Source organism: Hoeflea sp. BAL378 (assembly GCF_000759435.1).
Taxonomy (GTDB): domain Bacteria; phylum Pseudomonadota; class Alphaproteobacteria; order Rhizobiales; family Rhizobiaceae; genus Hoeflea.
Genome location: NZ_JRJG01000006.1, coordinates 1 through 15,878, shown reverse-complemented (window position 1 = coordinate 15,878; position 15,878 = coordinate 1). Strand labels below are relative to the sequence as shown.

The window sequence follows — 15,878 nt, the reverse complement described above, 5'->3', positions numbered from 1 at the left end:
GATCAGTCGACGCTGATCGCCATGCCGTCACGCTGCGGATCCGCGGCGCCCGAGGTGACCCCGTCTTCTATGCGGATACCGTGCAAAGCGGCAAATGCATAGGTCTGGGGCGAACGCAACACCTCATAGCCCTCGGAGCGCAGGGAATCTGACACCGAGCGTCGGATGCGGTTGCAAATGTCGATGCTGTTGGAGACGCCCACCAGGCGCGGCGCCGAAACGGCGGCCTGAATGTTCATGCCGAAATCGATGATGTTGACGATCCCCTGCGCAACGGTCGGAGCAATATAGCTGCCCCCCGGCGCACCGATCACGATCGAGGGTGTCTCGCCGTCGAACACGATCGTCGGAGCCGCCGAACTTGCGCGGCGTTTGCGCGGCGCGATCGAGGCCGGACGGCCCGGCCGCGGATCAAAACGCCCCATGAGCCCGTTGTACATGAAGCCGAGGCCCTCGGTGATGGCGCCTGACGGGCTGCCCAGCGAATGGGTCATCGCCACGGCGTTGCCGTCCTTGTCGACCACCGAAATATGCGTGGTGTCGCGCTGCGACAGGTCGAGCCGCTCGACACTCGCCCGCTCGCCATTCTTGATCCTCTCGGCAATCGCCGCGGCATGCTCTTTCGACAGCAGCTCGTCCACCGGTACATGCACATAGGCGGGGTCGCCCATATGCGCATCCTTGTCGATGGTCATGTGCTTCATCGCCTCGAACATCGTGCGCACGTAATCCACCGAGCCGTGCTTCAGCGCGGCGAGATCGAAGTTCTCCAGGATATGCAGCAGCTCGATCATCGGCATGCCGGAACCCGGCGGCGGGCTTGAGGCGACACGATAGCCCCGATAGCTGCCCCATACCGGCGCGGCCTTGGTGACTTCGTACTGGGCCAGGTCGTCCACCCCGATCAGACCGCCATGGGCGGCGAAATCGGCAGCGATCTCCTCGGCGATCTCGCCGTGGTAGAAGATGTCCGACGATCCGCTCCCGGCCACCCGCTTCAGGGTGCGGGCGAGATCGGGGTTGCGCAGGATCTCGCCCACGCCGCGCAGCCGGCCGTCCTCGTGGAAATAGACGCGCTTGCCGGTTTCCGAATACCGCAGCTTGTCCGTCGTGTTGCTCTGACCGTCCGCGCTCTGGTCCTTGGTCCAGTACCAATGCATGTGCGGCCGGATCATGAAGCCGTCCTCGGCGTAACGGATCGCCGGGGCGATCAGGTCCGCCCAATCCCAGCTGCCATAGTCGCGCAAAGCGGTCTCGTAACCTTTCAGCGAGCCCGGTGTGCAGCAGGCGAGATAGCCGATCTCCGAGATATTGTCCTTGAGGATGAAGCCGAAGCCGTCGCGGCTTTGCCCGACCAGCTTGTCGACCCACATGTCCGGCGTGCAGGCGATGGGCGCAAGCGCGTAGAACTCGAGCATCTCGTGGATGCCGCGGCCGGGCATATAGACCTGCATGGACCCGAAGCCGCCGATACCCGACATCTGCGGATCGACCACCCCCTGTACGAAAGCACAAGCGAGCGCTGCATCGATTGCGTTCCCGCCGCGCTCAAGCACCGCGGCTCCCGCTTCGACTGCCTCGGGTTGAGGCGCCACAATGGTCGCGTTGCGGTTCATGAGCGCTTCTCCTTCAGCACGCGGGCAAGAAAGGCCTTCACGTGGCCGATGCATTTCATCCGGTCGTGGGAGATGCCCGGGATTTCATCCAGATGAACCTTGACCCCCGCCTGCTCGAACGATTGTTTCAGTCTGTGCAAGCGTGCCGGACGCGTTCCGCCCGCATCATTGGCGCCCTCCATGTACTGGAAGCTGCCGGGCTTGCGCGTGATCTCCCAGGTTTCCAGGTCGGCGGAACCGACGACCATGTGCACGGGCACGCTCTTCAGGGCTTCCGCATCGAAGGGCTTTCCGAACACCGCGGCAAGATTGCGGACGCCCACCCACCAATCGCGGTCGGGGTCGAGCAAGGAGACGGTACCGGGCGCGCCTATGCTCGCTGCCCAGAGCTTCTCGGGGTGTACAACCGCGAAACGGTTCGTGAACTGGCCTCCGCCGGAATAGCCGAACAGGGCGAATTTCGACCAATCCTGATCGTATTTCCGCGCCATTTCCTCGACCATGGAAAGCAGCACCTGATCGTAGCGTATGTCGCCCTCGATCAGGAACTTGTAGCCGGAGCGCTCGCCATCTCCGAGCACGTTGACCGGAAAGATGGGGCAAAGCACGGCGCAATCGTTGTAAAGCCCGAATTCGGCAAATCCATCGCGGAATTCGACAGCCGAAGTGCGCCCCGTGCCGTGAATGGCGACCAGGAGATCCACCTTGCGTCCCTCGGCCGCGGCCGGCGGCACGTAAAGCAGCATGTGAAAGCGCGGGTCTTCGGTGGAGGCGAATATGGCCGTATCGCCGTAGTCGTAGATGGCGCGAGCGCGCGAAGCGCCATCGCCGGATCCAAGGTCCTGCATAAAATCTCCTGTGAGGAAGGGTGGTGTGCTGCCGATCTGGGCGCAAGGAAGCGGGGGCGGCATCCCATGCCGCCCCCGCAACCGGATCTTACTTGGTGTTGTCGTGGATCTCGTAGGCGAGCGTGTAGGTATCGGCACGCGGCGCGAAGTCGATGTTCTTCTTTGCTCCCAGCACGACGCTTTCATTGTGCATCGGCAGCAGCCAGGTTTCATTGAAGATCAGGTTCGACAGCTCGCGCTGGATCTGCTCGCGTTCTCCGTCTTCGAGGGTCGACGCGGCCTTCTCGATCAGCGCGTTGATCTCCGGCACGTCGATCCCGCCGCCATTGTAGCGGCCAAGGCCCTTTTCGGCATCGCGTCCGGCGACGATGGCGATCGCGGGATTGGACACCTCGCCGGTGTTCACGCCCCAAGAACCGAGGAAGAGCGAATATTCCCCGTCCGAATACTTGCTCGAGTAGACCGACCACGGCAGCACCTCGACCTTGGTGTCAATGCCGATGCGGGTCAGCATCTGAGCGGCAGCCTGCACGATCTCGCTGTCGTTGAGGTAGCGCCCCGAGGGACCGTGGATGGTCAGTGCGAAGCCATCGGGATAGCCGGCCTCGGCCAACAGCGCCTTGGCGCCCTCAACGTCGTAGGGCACCTCTTCGACTTCGTCGGAATGCCCGAAGAAGCCTTCGGCCACGAACTGGTGCGCAACCGTGCCGTTCTTGCTCATGACCCGGTCGACGATCGCCTCGCGGTTCATGCCCATCAGGAGGGCCTTGCGCACGCGGGCGTCCTTGAACGGGTTGGCCCCCAGCGGCGAGCCGTCCTTGGCGGTGACAAAGGGCGTCTCATCACGCGCCACATCCATTCCGAGATACACAATCCGCGTTGCCTTGCCGCGAATGACCTTAAGGTTGCTGTTGCCTTCGACGCGATCAACGCCTTCGGCGGGAAGCGCCTCGATCACGTCGAGATCGCCGGCCAGCAGCGACGCCAGGCGACCGCCTTCATCGGGCACCTGGCGCAGCGTGACCTTGCTCCAGTCGGCTGGACCGTCGAAGTACTCCTCGTTGCGCACGAGTTCCACGCGGTCACCCGGTTTGTAGGACACGAGCTTGAACGGGCCAGTACCGAACGCAGCGGGTCCATTTTCAAAATCGGTGACGGGCGCATCGGCGAATTCCGAGCTGATGATCCGGATCCGGCTGAGCGAGTTGAGGATCAGCGGGTCGGGACCGGTGGTTTCCACCACGACCGTGTGCGCATCCTCGGCCGTCACCGACTTGATGGTGCGGGTGTAGGACGCAAAGGCCTGACTTTCCTTGTCCCGCGCGCGGATGAGCGACGCCACCACATCCTCGGCATCAAAGGCTGAACCGTCATGGAATTTCACGCCTTCGCGCAGAGTGAACCGCCAGTGCGTATCGTCGACGATTTCCCACTCTGTGGCCAGTTGCGGCTTGTTTTCCGCAGAGCCGCCGCGGTTGATGAGGCTGTCCCAGATATGGCGGCTGGTCGCGTTGTTGGGCGAATTTGAATCTTCGTGCGGATCAAGCGAGGTGATCGGCGATGCCATGCCAATCCTTAGCTCCGCCTCCTGGGCAAAGGCCGGGCTGCAGAAGGCAGTGGCGGCCAACAACGCCATCACCGAAGCGTGAAAGCTGCGCCGGGTCACATAAGTAGTCATATTTTCTTGCTCCCTTGTCGGTTCGGACCAGCGCCTGGCTGGTCGCTCTTGATCGGTCCGCTGGTCTCCGATGCTGCGGAGTAAACAAGGGCGTTCTTGAGACTGTCAATCCGGAATTTTGCTGTGTTTCGCCAGACAAAACAGCTATACTCGCGCCTGCAATCAAATTTCGGGGGCGCGAAAAAATGCAGAATTATACAGTAGAATCAGTCGACAAGGCGTTCGACCTGCTCATGAGTGTGGCACGCAATCCCGACTTGGGGGTGACTGAACTGGCGAAACAAACCGACATGGGCAAGTCCAGGGCCTATCGGTTGTTGCATACAATGGAACAGAAAAGATTTGTGCAACGCTCGGCCAAGGGGGCTTACAAGCTCGGCGACGCGATGCTGATTCTGGGAATCACGGCAAGCTCGCAGAACGATCTGGTCCGGCTCGCCGGGCCTGCCCTCGACGACCTGTGCCGACGCGTGAACGAAACGGTTCTGCTACGGGTGCTTGATGGCTACGAGGCGCTTTGTGTCTCCAAGGTCGAGCCGTCGCGCGATCTACGTGTCAATGTGACGGTAGGCCGGCGCCGGCCGCTGTATGCCGGTTCTCCGAAGTGCATACTGGCGTTCCAGTCCCCGCAATTCATCGACCGGTGCATTCCCCAAAGGATCCCGCCGATCACCAGCAAAACTCCGAAAAGCAGGGGCGCGGTGCTGAACGAACTGGCGAAGATCCGAAGCCAGGGATATTGCGTGAGCACAGGTGAAATCAGCGAAGACCAGATTTCCTGCGCAGCTCCCATCTTTGCCCTGGACAATACCGCCATCGCGGCAATCCATGTGGTCTCCCCCGCCTTCAGGATCCAGGATTCGGATCTGGAACATATCATCCGGGTGACGACCTCCACCGCAGCGCAACTGTCCAAAACGCTGCGCGGCGAACTGCGCCCGGATTGAAGCGCATAGGTCTTCCGTTGTCCCGCGGAAAAACGCGCTGGCCGCCGTGACGTGCCCCTGACCTGCCACTGAACAACCCCGAGTTTTCTAGACGCCCTGCGGAAGGCTACGGAGGTGCGCCATGCGTCATAATCCAGCGAGCGGCGCTATCGTCATCATGCTGCGAAGCCTGAAGATGCACGGCATGGCACAGGCCGTCGGCGAACTGACCGAACAGGGATCGCCGGCTTTTGAGGCTGTCATTCCCATCCTGTCGCAACTGCTTTCAAACTGAGACACTACCCACAAACGGACAGCAGTTACGTGTTGAGTACGCTGGCCCGATTCATCGAAATCCACACCCCAGCCGCCACCCCATTCACCCCGGCGCGCAGACCACCAATATGCGCGCATCCTCGTCGCTGCCCGAGGCGTAGAGGTGGCCGACGGCGCTGTCGAAATAGATGCAGTCGCCCTGGTTGAGCACCACCGGATCGCGGTTTTCCACGAACACCGTCACCTGCCCGGCCATCACGATCAGGAACTCCTGTCCGGGATGGCGCACGAATTCCTCGAAATCGACCAGCTCCCGCGCCTTGAGCGACCCCATCATCGGGCTCATCGCCTTGTGCCAGACATCCGGAAACAGCATTTCATAGACGTAGTTCTTGGTTTCCTGCATCTTGAAATCGCCCTTGCGGGCGACCGCGAAACTGCCCGGCGCGAAGCTTTGCCCCTCGGCATTGAAAAACGCCGCCAGATCCACCTCCAGCGCCTTGGCCAGCATGGCGAGCCGGTCATAGGTCAGCGCAATGATGCCGCGCTCGGCCTTGGAGATCGTCGAGATCGCCAGTCCCGACCGCTCGGCCAGTTCTGCCAGCGTCCAGCCCTTGTCCAGGCGCAGCTTGCGCAGCCGGCGGCCGAAGTCCAGTCTGGGATTGCCGTTGTCAGTCTGTTTGTTCATGCAGATACCCTAAGGGACAAACCGGATACGTGCCACAAATTTTCCAATAGGAAATAAGCCTCTTTCCAAAAGGAAAATTGGTGTTAACCTCTTTCCACCTGGACATTCAAGGGGAAGGCATGGCCGCGCATCAAGACTATGACATGATTGTCATCGGCGCCGGAATGGCGGGCGCCTCGGTCGCAGCCGAACTGGCCGGTGCCGGACGCATGGCGTTGCTGGAACGAGAGAGCCAGCCCGGCTACCACACCACCGGACGCTCCGCCGCTCTCTACACCCAGGCCTATGGTCCGCCGGTCATCCGGGCGCTGTCGTGCGCCTCGCACGAGTTCTTTCTCGGTCAAGGACCGGGCAATCCGCCCGCCAATTTACTCCGCCCGCGTGGCGCGCTGTTCATCGCCCGCGGCGATCAGGCAGACAAGCTCGAGGCGATGCGGATCGCGCTGGGCGCAACGGTGCAGCCGCTCGATGCCGCAGGCCTGCGCGCCCGTTCGCCGCTGCTGCGCGAGACCTATGCGAGCGCCGGACTGCTCGACACCACGGCCGCCGATATCGAGGTGCACGGCCTGCACCAGCATTACCTCAGCCGCTTCCGTGCCAGTGGCGGTACGCTGATCACAAAGGCCGAGGTGACCGGCCTGAGCCGCTCCGGGTCTGACTGGCAGGTCGAAATCCCGGGCCAGATCTTGAGCGCCCCCATCATCATCAATGCGGCGGGCGCCTGGGCCGATGTGATCGCCAAGATGGCCGGCGTCGCCACCAAGGGGCTGCGCCCGCTCAGGCGCACTGCGCTTCTGGTCGATCCGCCTGCAGGCATGGCGACGGAATCCTGGCCGATGGTCGTCGATGTCGAGGAACAATTCTATCTCAAGCCCGACGCCGGCAAGCTCCTGATCTCTCCCGCCGACGAGACCCTGTCGGAACCCTGCGACGCCCAGCCCGAAGAGCTCGACATCGCCATCTGCGTCGATCGCATTGAAACCGCCTTTGACCTGCAGATCCGCCGCATCGACCACAAATGGGCGGGCCTTCGCAGCTTTCTGCCCGATCGCAATCCGGTGGCGGGATTTGATGCGGATGCGCCCGGTTTTTTCTGGCTGGCCGGCCAGGGCGGCTATGGCATCCAGAGCGCGCCCGCCATGGCACGCAGCGCTGCAGCGCTTGTTATGGGTCGGAACCTGCCTGCCGATGTCGCCGATCTCGGCGTGACTGCTTCCGCCCTGTCGCCCGCGCGGCTGCAGGTGGCGGCATGATGGTGCTCGTCGCCCTCTTCGCTGCCGCCCTGTTGTTTTCCGGGCTGGCGATTGCCTATGTGATCGGCGGCGCCGCGGTTCTGGCCTTCATCGCCACCGATAATGCCCGCTATCTGGCGGTTCTGCCGCAACAGATTTTCTCCAAGATCGACGTTTTCGCGCTGATGGCGATGCCCTTGTTCATTCTCGCCGGAGAACTGATGAACCGCGGCGGCATCACCGGCGCGCTGATCAACCTGTCGATGGCGCTGGTCGGCCGCATCCGCGGCGGCCTCGGTCACGTCAACATCCTGACATCGGTGTTCTTTGCCGGAATCTCCGGCTCGGCCGTGGCCGATGCCGCTGCCCTGTCCAACACTTTGGTTCCGGAGATGACCCGGCGCGGCTACACGCTGACCTACGCCAGCGCGATTACCGCGGCGTCTTCCATCATCGGGCCGATCGTGCCGCCGTCGATCATCCTGATCTTCTACGGCGCGCTGATGGGCACATCCGTCACCGCGCTGTTTCTGGCCGGTATCGTGCCGGGCCTCATTCTGGCCGCCGCCCTGCTGGTGCTCAATGCCTTCTATGCGATGCGGGAAAACCATCCCCGGGTCGAGAAAGCCGACATGCCGCCGCTGCTGCCGACGCTGTTGCATTCGCTCCCCGCCCTCAGCCTGCCGTTGATCATTATGGGTGGCATCGTCTTTGGGCTGATGACGCCCACCGAAGCCGCGGCCGTTGCGGTTTTCGCCGCACTTGGAGCCGGATGGTTCTATGCCGGGCTCGGACCCACCGATGTGCTGCATAGCCTGCGCCGCACCGCCATGCTGTCGGGATCGATCTTCATCATCATCTGCGCCGCCTCGGCGCTCGGGCATCTTGGTGCGCTCGAACGCATTCCCGAGATGATTTCCGGCATGGTGATGGACTGGGGTCTGGGTCCGGTCGGCTACATGCTGGCGATGAACGCGATCTTTCTGTTGGCCGGCATGGTGCTCGACATCCCGGTGGCGCTGGCGCTTCTGGTGCCGCTCCTGGCCCCCGTTGCGCTCGAACAGGGCGCAGACCCGGTGCATCTGGGCATCGTGCTGTGCTTCAACCTTTGCATCGGGCTGGTGTCGCCGCCGATGGGCGGCTGCCTGCTGGTGGTCTCGACCGTCACCGGCGTCAACTACTGGAAACTGGCCCGCGCCGTCATTCCTTTTGTATTGGTCCAGATCGCGGTGCTGGCGCTGCTGATCCAGATGCCCGTCCTCAGTCTGGCCTTGCCCCATGCCTTCGGCCTGGGTGGAGGCTGAGCCTCGATGAAGAGAAGACCCGAACATAAATCATAATGGAGAGGAACTGACATGACTTACTCGAAAATCCTGGGCGGCGCCCTGTTCGCCGCAGCCCTGACACTGGCCGGCGCGGCCAATGCCCAGATCAAGATCGCGCTCGACAGCCCGCCTGACCTGGAAGGCTCCGGCAGCTATGTCTGGGCCCACGCCTTCAGCACCTATTTGAATGAAAACGGCATGCCGGCCGAGGAATTCGCCCGCGGCAGCATCGGCGGCGACGACGAACTGTTCGACCAGGTCAGCCAGGGCCTGCTGGAAGTCTCCCTGTCCCCGCTCAACATTGTCGGTTCGCTCGACAAGCTGATTTACGGCCTGCGCCTGCCCTATTTCTTCGCCGATGCCGCCGAGGTGGATCGCGCCATCAATGAAGGCGGCATGCTGGCCAGGATCAACGAAGCCACCACCAAGGGCGGCGTCCGCGTCCTCTCGCTCAACCATGTCGGCCAGGCGACCGGCATCTTCAACACCAAGCGGCCAGTGAAGTCAGTGACCGACATGGCCGGGCTCCGGATGCGGGCGCTCGATGAGAGCCAGATCGAGCTCTACAAGGCCTGGGGTGCGGCGGGCACCATCGTCAGTTGGGCCGAAGTCCCCAATGCGCTGCAGACCGGCGTTGCCGACGGCTACATGAACCCGGCTTTCGTGCCGCTGTTGTTCGGGCACACCGATTTCCTCAAGTTCTTCACCGACGCCGCGGTCTCGCCGTCGCTGCGTATCACCATCGTCTCGGAAGACTGGTATCAGGGACTGAGCGAGGCTGATCGCGCCACGGTCGACGCTGCAGCCGCAGCCGCAACCGCGGCCAACCGTGAGTGGCTGAAGACCCAGGATGCGGTTCTGGGCAAACTGGAAGCGGCCGGCGTCGCCATCGAACGTCTCGATCAGGCGGCTCGCGACGGCTTCCGCGATGCATCGGCGCCTGCCTACAATTCTGACCTCCTGACCCAGGAACAGATCGCGGAATGGGAAACCGCGAAGAGCAAGTAGGTTTCATGCAACTCTTCGCACAGCGCCTGAACCGGTTGTCCGCCGGTCTCAACAGTATCGCCCTCTGGGGGGCGGTACTGGCCGTGTTGGTCATGGTCTTTGCCGCCGGTTGGCAGGTCATTGCTCGCTACGTCTTCGAAGCGCCGCCGATCTGGACCGAGGAACTGGCCCGCCGGGCCATGGTCTGGACCGGCATGCTGGGCGCGTCCTGCGCCTTCTATGCCGGGACCGACCCGACACTGTTTCCCGCCATGCGCCTCCGCCGCGGCGGCCCGGGCGCGGCTTTGGCGGTGATCCGGGCAACCGGTGTGCTGGCCTTTGCGATCCCGATCCTCTGGTATTCGGTCTTCAATGCCGGCATGGACCCGGCCCGCGGCTTTCTGGGACGCTCGCTCGCGCGCCAGGCCGAGATGCTGGATATGTCGATGATCTGGTTCACAGCCTGCGTCCCCCTGGCCCTTCTGCTGATCCTTGTGCATCTGAGCGCCCGCCTGGCGCTCCGCTTTTCCGGGCTGGTGCCCGATACGCAGCCCCCTGAATTTTAGGACACAATCATGAAACTGTTTATTGCCGGACTGACAACCGAAACCAATTCCTTTTCACCCATGCCCACCGGGCACGCCAGTTTTGTGGAAGGCGGCATCTTCCACGGTGACGCCACCGCCCATCCCCTGCAATACTGGAACGCGGCGCTGCATATCTGGCGCGAAATGGCCGAAGCCAAGGGCTGGGAGGTGGTCGAATCCCTCTGTGCGGCAGCCCAACCCGGCGGCCCCACAGTCAAGCCCGAATTCGAAGCCTTCCGCGACGAGATCCTCAGCGATCTCCGCGCAGCAGGCAAAGTGGATGTCATCTTGTTTGGCCTGCATGGCGCCATGATCGCCGATGGCTATGATGATTGCGAAGGCGAGCTGATGGCCGGCGCGCGAGCCATCGCGCCCGGCGCGGTGATCGGCGGCCTGCTCGATCCCCATTGCCATCTGACCGAACAGATGCTGACCAAGGCCACCTTGCTGATCGCCTTCAAGGAATATCCGCATGTCGACGTGCCCGACCGCGCCCGCGAGCTGTTTGCGCTGGCCGAGCGCACTGCCAAAGGCGAGATCACGCCGGTGATGCGCGACTGGGACTGCCGCATGATCATCGCCATGCCGACGCCGCAGCAGCCGATGCGCGGCTTTGTCGACGCCATGTCGGCGCGCGAGGCCGAGGACGGCATCCTGTCGCTGTCGCTGGCGCATGGCTTCCCCTGGGGCGACCACGAGCGCACCGGCACGCGCGCGCTGGCGATCTGCGACGGCAATGCCGATCAGGCCGCAGCCGAGGCCGAGCGGCTGGGCCGGGCGCTTTATGGCCTGCGCTTCGAGTTGCACCGCGATATTCCCGGTATCGAGGCGGCGCTCGATCTGGCCGAGTCCGCGCCGAAAGGCCCGGTGGTGTTGGCCGACATGTCCGACAATGCCGGCGGCGGCGCGCCGGCCGACGCCACATTCCTGCTGCGCGCCATGATCGAGCGCGGCATGCGCAGCATCGCCACCGGCATCTTCTGGGATCCGATCGCGGTCCGCATCTGCAAGGAGGCCGGGATCGGCGCCACCCTCAAGCTGCGCCTGGGCGGCAAATGCGGTCCGATGTCAGGCGATCCGCTGGACCTGACCGTGACCGTGCGCGCCATCGCCGACGAGATGACGCAACGTTTTGGCGAACTGCCCTCGCCGATGGGCCAGACGGTATGGGTCGAGGCCGACGGCATCGACATCGTCATCAACGACAATCGCAGCCAGACCTTCCATCCGGACGCCTTCGAGAAAATGGGGATCGATCTGTCGCAGCGTCGCTATGTCTGCGTCAAATCCTCCAACCACTACCAGGCCGGCTTCAATCCGATCGCCGCCCAGGTCATCCCGGTGGCCGGCCCCGGCGCGATCACGCCGGATTTCGCCAATATCCCCTACACCAAACGCGCCCGCACCTACTGGCCCGCAGTACAGGATCCCTTCGCATGAGGAATCCCCTGATCGAGAGCCGCGATGCCTTTGCCGCCCGCCATCCCGAACAACGCATTGATCTCAATGGCCGCGAATGGGGACTGGTTGATGTGGGCTCCGGCCCGGCTCTCCTGCTGATCCCCGGCACGCTGGGGCGCGGCGACATCTTCTGGCAGCAGATCGAAGCACTCAAGGACCGGGTGCGGATTCTCGCCGTGACCTATCCGGGCACCGGCGGCGTCGCCGATTGGAGCGGCGATCTGGTGACCCTGCTCGATCGTCTCGGCGTCGAGCGGGCTGTGGTTCTGGGGTCGTCGCTCGGCGGATATCTGGCGCAGTACCTTGCCGCCAACGCCCCCGCTCGGGCGGTCAAACTGATCGGCGCCAACACGCTCTGTTCGGTTCAGGGAATTGACCAGCGCATGCCCTACGCGCTGGACCTGATGAATGCACCGATCACCGAGCTACGCGCGGGCTTTGGCATGGGCCTGAGTGCCTGGGCCGCCGCCCATCCCGACCAGGCCGATCTGGTGGCGCTGCTGATGGCCGAGGTCAACGGCCGCATTCCCGAAGCCGAGCTGCGCAACCGCCTCAACGCCACCAAGAGCGCGCCGGACCTGCCACCGGTGACGCTGCCACGCGGCGACATTTTCACCATCGAGGCCGACGACGATCCGCTGATCCCGCCCGAGATGCGCGCCGCCGTGCGCGAGCGGCTCAATCCCGGCTGCGCCTACCGTTTCCTCTCCGGCGGGCACTTTCCCTATGTGGCGCGCCCAGCTGACTACATCGGGCTTCTCGAACAGGTGATGGACCTGAACCTGACCGGGACAGATTGGGGTACTGGAGACGAGCGCGCGCTATGATCATCCTCAGCCATGACGACGTCGCCGATCTTTTGCCGATGCACGAGGCCATCGAGGTGGTCGAGGCGGTGATGCAACAGGTCTCGCGCGGCGAAGCATCCCTGCCCTTGCGTTCGGTCACGCCGGTGGGCGGCGCCAACCGGATGGGGCTGATGCCCGGCGCCATCGCGAAGCCTGCCTGTTTCGGCGTCAAGATGATCAGCCTGTTTCCCGGCAACCCGGCGCGCGGCCTGTCCTCGCATCGCGGCGCCATGGTGCTGTTTGAAGCCGAGACTGGCGGCGCCGTCGCCATGATGGATGCGAGCCTCTTGACCGCGATCCGCACCGCAGCGGCGAGCGCGGTGGCCACCCGCGCGCTGGCGCGGCCGGAAGCCACACACCTGGCAATCATCGGCACCGGCGAACAGGCCGAGCATCACCTCGACGCCATGATCTGCATACGCAAGATCACCCGCCTGTCGGTCGCCGGGCGCTCGGCCGAAAAGACAGCCGCCTTCGCCGCTCGCGCAGCAAGCCTCTACCCGGATCTCAAGATCGACCACGGTACCGACATCCAAGCTGCAATCACCAGTGCCGACATCCTCTGCACAGTCACCGCCGCACCCACCCCGATCGTCAAGGGCGAATGGGTCAAAAGCGGTGCGCATGTCAATATCGTCGGCTCCTCGATTCCGACCATGCGCGAAGTCGATGACGAGATGGTCAGACGTGGAGCCATCTGGGTCGATTATCTGCCCTCAACGCTGGCCCAGGCCGGAGAGATCATCGACATGATCAAGGCCGGCAGCTTCAGCGCGGATCAGATCAAGGGCGAGATCGGCGCCCATCTGTCGGGCGAGATCCCCGGCCGCACCAGCCCCGCCCAGATCACCATCTACCGCTCGCTGGGCATCGCCGCTCAGGACCTTGCCGCCGCCCACCACGTCCTGACCCGGGCTCAGGCCGAAGGCCGCGGTCAGAAGGTCAATTTCTAGAAGGACGCTGTCGCCCGAGCTGACGAATTCGGGGCTGAACATCTGGTGTATCCGTTGTGATCACGCAGTTCTTGGCATCCATTTTCGGATCTGTCGAAGTGTCTGACGTCAGCGCCCGATAAGGGGGCGAGCGGCAAAAAATCCATACCAGTGACGCTACGCCGAATGTGAGATCTCTCGATTTTTGGATTATCCGCACCGCATGTCGCGGTCTTTGCCCTCCTCTCCAAAATGCGCCCGACTTTGCCCGAGCACTCCGGGTGAGTACAAAAACAGCACAACTTTGAGCACTTATTGGCCCTTGCTTCCTTGGCTTGTGTCAAAATCTCCGAGACAATCCGACCTTTGCACCAACCGATCTTTCGCCTTCTCCTTCGATGTTGAACAGAAGGTTGCCCTCGATTGCCCAGTCCTCAATGGTTTTCAGCGACGCGCCAGCTGTGACCGATCCGAACATTCCGGCCCCATCCAAGCCGGAGAAGCCTGCGGAAAAACCAAGCTTCGGCGTCAGCGTCGAGCCGTTTTCCAGCGCAAAGGATCGGGCGATTTCAGCGCCGAGGCTGACCCTTAACTGTTCCGAGGTAAACCCTTCGAGAACGACCACATCGCCTGACCCGTTCTTCACCGTGTAATCGTCGACGGTTTCGGAGAAATAGACGGCCCTGAGCTTCGGTGTCACCACGGTCGCTTCGTCCAGGACCCACTGTCCCTTTATGGACGTGTCCATCATCCAGCGTCGGGTCTCAAAATTGCCATCCCAGAACTGCGTATCGATGGTGTTTGAGGCCCCGCCATAGAGCAGGCTCGTGTCCCAGAACACACCCTTGACGATTTCGAAGGAGGTATAGGGACCCGCAAGCCAGCCATTGCCGGTCAGCGTGGCGTTCTCATCGGTCGGATCGGTCATCCGGTCATAGTGGACCGAAAAGCCCAACAGGGCCCGATCGCTCACCAGATAATCGGCCCCCATGTTGATCATGGCGAAGCTGCCCCATTTGCTGCCGTCGGTTTCCCTGTCGTTGTGGACAAGCAAGGCGCCGTCTATCCAGATATTGAATGGTGACGCATAGGCTCCGGCCACGCCGTCGGCCATGTCCCGGGCGGATTGGGACTGCGCGAGACTGGTGGCGAAGCCGAGTGTCATGCCCCGGGTGGAAGGGGACATTCTGGTGGTGACAGGGGTCCTTCCGCTGACCATTCTGGCCCGCTCCATCAGTCCCGGCACGTTGATCGTGGAAGCGATCATGTTCTGGCGCGATTCCACAAAGCCATGCACGAGATCATCAATGTCATCCGCAACCTGCGACGCATTATGGTTGATGTTGAAGATGACCGAGCCCGTGTTGGAGGCTCCTAATGCGCTGACGAGACGATATCCGACACGGACTTGGCCCGAATAGGCAGGATTAGGAGTAAATTTCAAATACCAGCCGACCGGCTTGAACGTTGCTGACGCGTCCGCAAGCTCTCCCTGGACAAGGGCCGCCGTTCCACCCACGGGTGGCTCGACGGAAAAGATATCGGCCTCGGTGAACGGACCTCCGGTGGCTTCCCTGTTCAGGTACACATTGTTCGGCGTGGAGCCTGCGGGAACATCGACCACATGATTGGCCACAGTCACCGCGCGCCGCGCGACCTTGAGGGAGTAGCTTGCCGTGGCGGTCGCGCCCATGCTGTCACGCGCCTGGATGGAAAAGGCGTAGTCACCTTCCGTTCCTGCATCGAGAGGGCCATTGAGCGCACCGGTCGAGACGTTCAACACCATGCCTTTCGGCAGGCTTCCGGACGCCAGGCTGTAGAGCAACGATCCCGTTCCACCCGTCGCCGATACCGGCTGGCTGTAAGCCTCACCCGCCATGGCTTCCTTGAGGGCTCCGCCAATCGGCGAGAAGACAATGGATGTGGCTGCGCCAACCGCCAGCGTATAGCTGCCGGAGCCACGGTTGGCGGGAGACGCGCTGTCGCTAACCGTCACGACGATCGTGTAGCTTCCCGCCCTTGTCGGCGTGCCCGTGATGGCGCCGGTGCTGATGTCGATGGAAAGGCCGTCCGGCAGCCCTGTTGCCGAATAGGCATAAGGCGCACTGCCGCTCGTTGTCGCAACTGACTGGCGATAGCCAACGCCGACTGTCGCTGTGGGGAAGGCCCCTGAAGCGGGCGACAACGTCAGCGTGACCGATGGCTGGGCCACGGCCAGCGTATAGGCTGCCGATCCGGTGACGCTGTTGGCGTCGGTGGCGGTGATGGTGAAGGCGGCATTGCCGCCGGTGGTCGGTGTGCCGGTGATGGCGCCGGTCGAGGTGTTGAGGCTCAAGCCGGCAGGAAGCGTTCCGGCCGTGATGGCATAGGTATAGGGCGCGGTGCCGCCCGAAGCCGTGAGCGCCTGGCCATAGGCGGTGCCAACGGACGCCGCCGTCAGCGCGCCGGCGGCGGGCGAGAAGGCGAAGGTCGGA

13 protein-coding genes and 1 pseudogene are annotated in these 15,878 nt (G+C 63.1%); 9 read left to right on the top strand and 5 right to left on the bottom strand.

Translation table 11 applies throughout. The features are described 5' to 3' along the window. Positions 1 to 2: 2 nt before the first annotated feature. From ggt to LL06_RS02000, 3 genes are all read right to left on the bottom strand, one after another. Positions 3 to 1,616, bottom strand: coding sequence for a gamma-glutamyltransferase (gene ggt / locus LL06_RS02010; protein WP_035521572.1), 1,614 nt, complete (start codon positions 1,614 to 1,616; stop codon positions 3 to 5). After that, positions 1,613 to 2,464, bottom strand: coding sequence for a hydrolase (locus LL06_RS02005; protein WP_035521569.1), 852 nt, complete (start codon positions 2,462 to 2,464; stop codon positions 1,613 to 1,615). The genes ggt and LL06_RS02005 overlap by 4 nt, the downstream gene beginning before the upstream one ends. An 88-nt stretch (positions 2,465 to 2,552) precedes the next feature. Next, positions 2,553 to 4,142 (bottom strand): ABC transporter substrate-binding protein, encoded by a 1,590-nt coding sequence (locus tag LL06_RS02000; protein ID WP_052161116.1) that lies wholly within the window; start codon positions 4,140 to 4,142, stop codon positions 2,553 to 2,555. Between the two features lie 185 nt (positions 4,143 to 4,327). Here LL06_RS02000 and LL06_RS01995 point away from each other — a divergent pair, with 185 nt between their 5' ends. Together LL06_RS01995 and LL06_RS26740 are read left to right on the top strand one after the other, a co-directional pair. Beyond that, the gene (locus LL06_RS01995) at positions 4,328 to 5,089 is read left to right on the top strand and encodes an IclR family transcriptional regulator (RefSeq protein ID WP_035521568.1); all 762 of its coding nucleotides are present in this window, start codon (positions 4,328 to 4,330) and stop codon (positions 5,087 to 5,089) included. A gap of 121 nt (positions 5,090 to 5,210) precedes the next feature. Then, positions 5,211 to 5,354: pseudogene (locus LL06_RS26740) on the top strand (ATP-binding protein); the annotation flags it as partial. 93 nt (positions 5,355 to 5,447) lie between these two features. On the opposite strand, the gene LL06_RS01990 reads toward LL06_RS26740, so the two are convergent. Next, the gene (locus tag LL06_RS01990) at positions 5,448 to 6,032 is read right to left on the bottom strand and encodes an XRE family transcriptional regulator (RefSeq protein WP_035521566.1); all 585 of its coding nucleotides are present in this window, start codon (positions 6,030 to 6,032) and stop codon (positions 5,448 to 5,450) included. 119 nt (positions 6,033 to 6,151) lie between these two features. On the opposite strand from LL06_RS01990, the gene LL06_RS01985 reads away from it, so the two are divergent. The 7 genes from LL06_RS01985 to LL06_RS01955 are packed head-to-tail and all read left to right on the top strand — an operon-like array spanning position 6,152 to position 13,425. Continuing rightward, complete coding sequence (locus tag LL06_RS01985; protein ID WP_035521564.1) at positions 6,152 to 7,285, top strand: FAD-dependent oxidoreductase; 1,134 nt, start codon at positions 6,152 to 6,154, stop codon at positions 7,283 to 7,285. Next, complete coding sequence (locus LL06_RS01980; protein WP_035521563.1) at positions 7,282 to 8,568, top strand: TRAP transporter large permease; 1,287 nt, start codon at positions 7,282 to 7,284, stop codon at positions 8,566 to 8,568. The genes LL06_RS01985 and LL06_RS01980 overlap by 4 nt, the downstream gene beginning before the upstream one ends. A 51-nt stretch (positions 8,569 to 8,619) precedes the next feature. Beyond that, complete coding sequence (locus LL06_RS01975) at positions 8,620 to 9,597, top strand: TRAP transporter substrate-binding protein (protein ID WP_035521561.1); 978 nt, start codon at positions 8,620 to 8,622, stop codon at positions 9,595 to 9,597. Continuing rightward, the gene (locus tag LL06_RS01970) at positions 9,573 to 10,142 is read left to right on the top strand and encodes a TRAP transporter small permease subunit (RefSeq protein WP_244447019.1); all 570 of its coding nucleotides are present in this window, start codon (positions 9,573 to 9,575) and stop codon (positions 10,140 to 10,142) included. Before LL06_RS01975 ends, LL06_RS01970 begins: the two co-directional genes overlap by 25 nt. 9 nt (positions 10,143 to 10,151) lie before the next feature. Then, positions 10,152 to 11,603, top strand: coding sequence for a M81 family metallopeptidase (locus LL06_RS01965; protein ID WP_035521556.1), 1,452 nt, complete (start codon positions 10,152 to 10,154; stop codon positions 11,601 to 11,603). Then, positions 11,600 to 12,451 (top strand): alpha/beta fold hydrolase, encoded by an 852-nt coding sequence (locus LL06_RS26240; protein ID WP_052161115.1) that lies wholly within the window; start codon positions 11,600 to 11,602, stop codon positions 12,449 to 12,451. The genes LL06_RS01965 and LL06_RS26240 overlap by 4 nt, the downstream gene beginning before the upstream one ends. Then, positions 12,448 to 13,425 carry an ornithine cyclodeaminase family protein gene (locus LL06_RS01955; RefSeq protein ID WP_035521555.1) on the top strand — a complete coding sequence of 326 codons (978 nt, stop codon included), beginning with the start codon at positions 12,448 to 12,450 and terminating at the stop codon, positions 13,423 to 13,425. The genes LL06_RS26240 and LL06_RS01955 overlap by 4 nt, the downstream gene beginning before the upstream one ends. 319 nt (positions 13,426 to 13,744) lie before the next feature. Here the strand turns inward: LL06_RS01955 and LL06_RS01950 are convergent. Then, positions 13,745 to 15,878 (bottom strand): putative Ig domain-containing protein (locus LL06_RS01950; RefSeq protein WP_035521553.1); only part of this gene is annotated, 2,134 nt, incomplete at its 5' end.

Coding starts and splice junctions, on each gene's coding strand:
- ggt (WP_035521572.1), bottom strand. CDS start 1,616: ATGAACCGCAACGCGACCATTGTGGCGCCTCAACCCGAGGCAGTCGAA.
- LL06_RS02005 (WP_035521569.1), bottom strand. CDS start 2,464: ATGCAGGACCTTGGATCCGGCGATGGCGCTTCGCGCGCTCGCGCCATC.
- LL06_RS02000 (WP_052161116.1), bottom strand. CDS start 4,142: ATGACTACTTATGTGACCCGGCGCAGCTTTCACGCTTCGGTGATGGCG.
- LL06_RS01995 (WP_035521568.1), top strand. CDS start 4,328: ATGCAGAATTATACAGTAGAATCAGTCGACAAGGCGTTCGACCTGCTC.
- LL06_RS01990 (WP_035521566.1), bottom strand. CDS start 6,032: ATGAACAAACAGACTGACAACGGCAATCCCAGACTGGACTTCGGCCGC.
- LL06_RS01985 (WP_035521564.1), top strand. CDS start 6,152: ATGGCCGCGCATCAAGACTATGACATGATTGTCATCGGCGCCGGAATG.
- LL06_RS01980 (WP_035521563.1), top strand. CDS start 7,282: ATGATGGTGCTCGTCGCCCTCTTCGCTGCCGCCCTGTTGTTTTCCGGG.
- LL06_RS01975 (WP_035521561.1), top strand. CDS start 8,620: ATGACTTACTCGAAAATCCTGGGCGGCGCCCTGTTCGCCGCAGCCCTG.
- LL06_RS01970 (WP_244447019.1), top strand. CDS start 9,573: ATGGGAAACCGCGAAGAGCAAGTAGGTTTCATGCAACTCTTCGCACAG.
- LL06_RS01965 (WP_035521556.1), top strand. CDS start 10,152: ATGAAACTGTTTATTGCCGGACTGACAACCGAAACCAATTCCTTTTCA.
- LL06_RS26240 (WP_052161115.1), top strand. CDS start 11,600: ATGAGGAATCCCCTGATCGAGAGCCGCGATGCCTTTGCCGCCCGCCAT.
- LL06_RS01955 (WP_035521555.1), top strand. CDS start 12,448: ATGATCATCCTCAGCCATGACGACGTCGCCGATCTTTTGCCGATGCAC.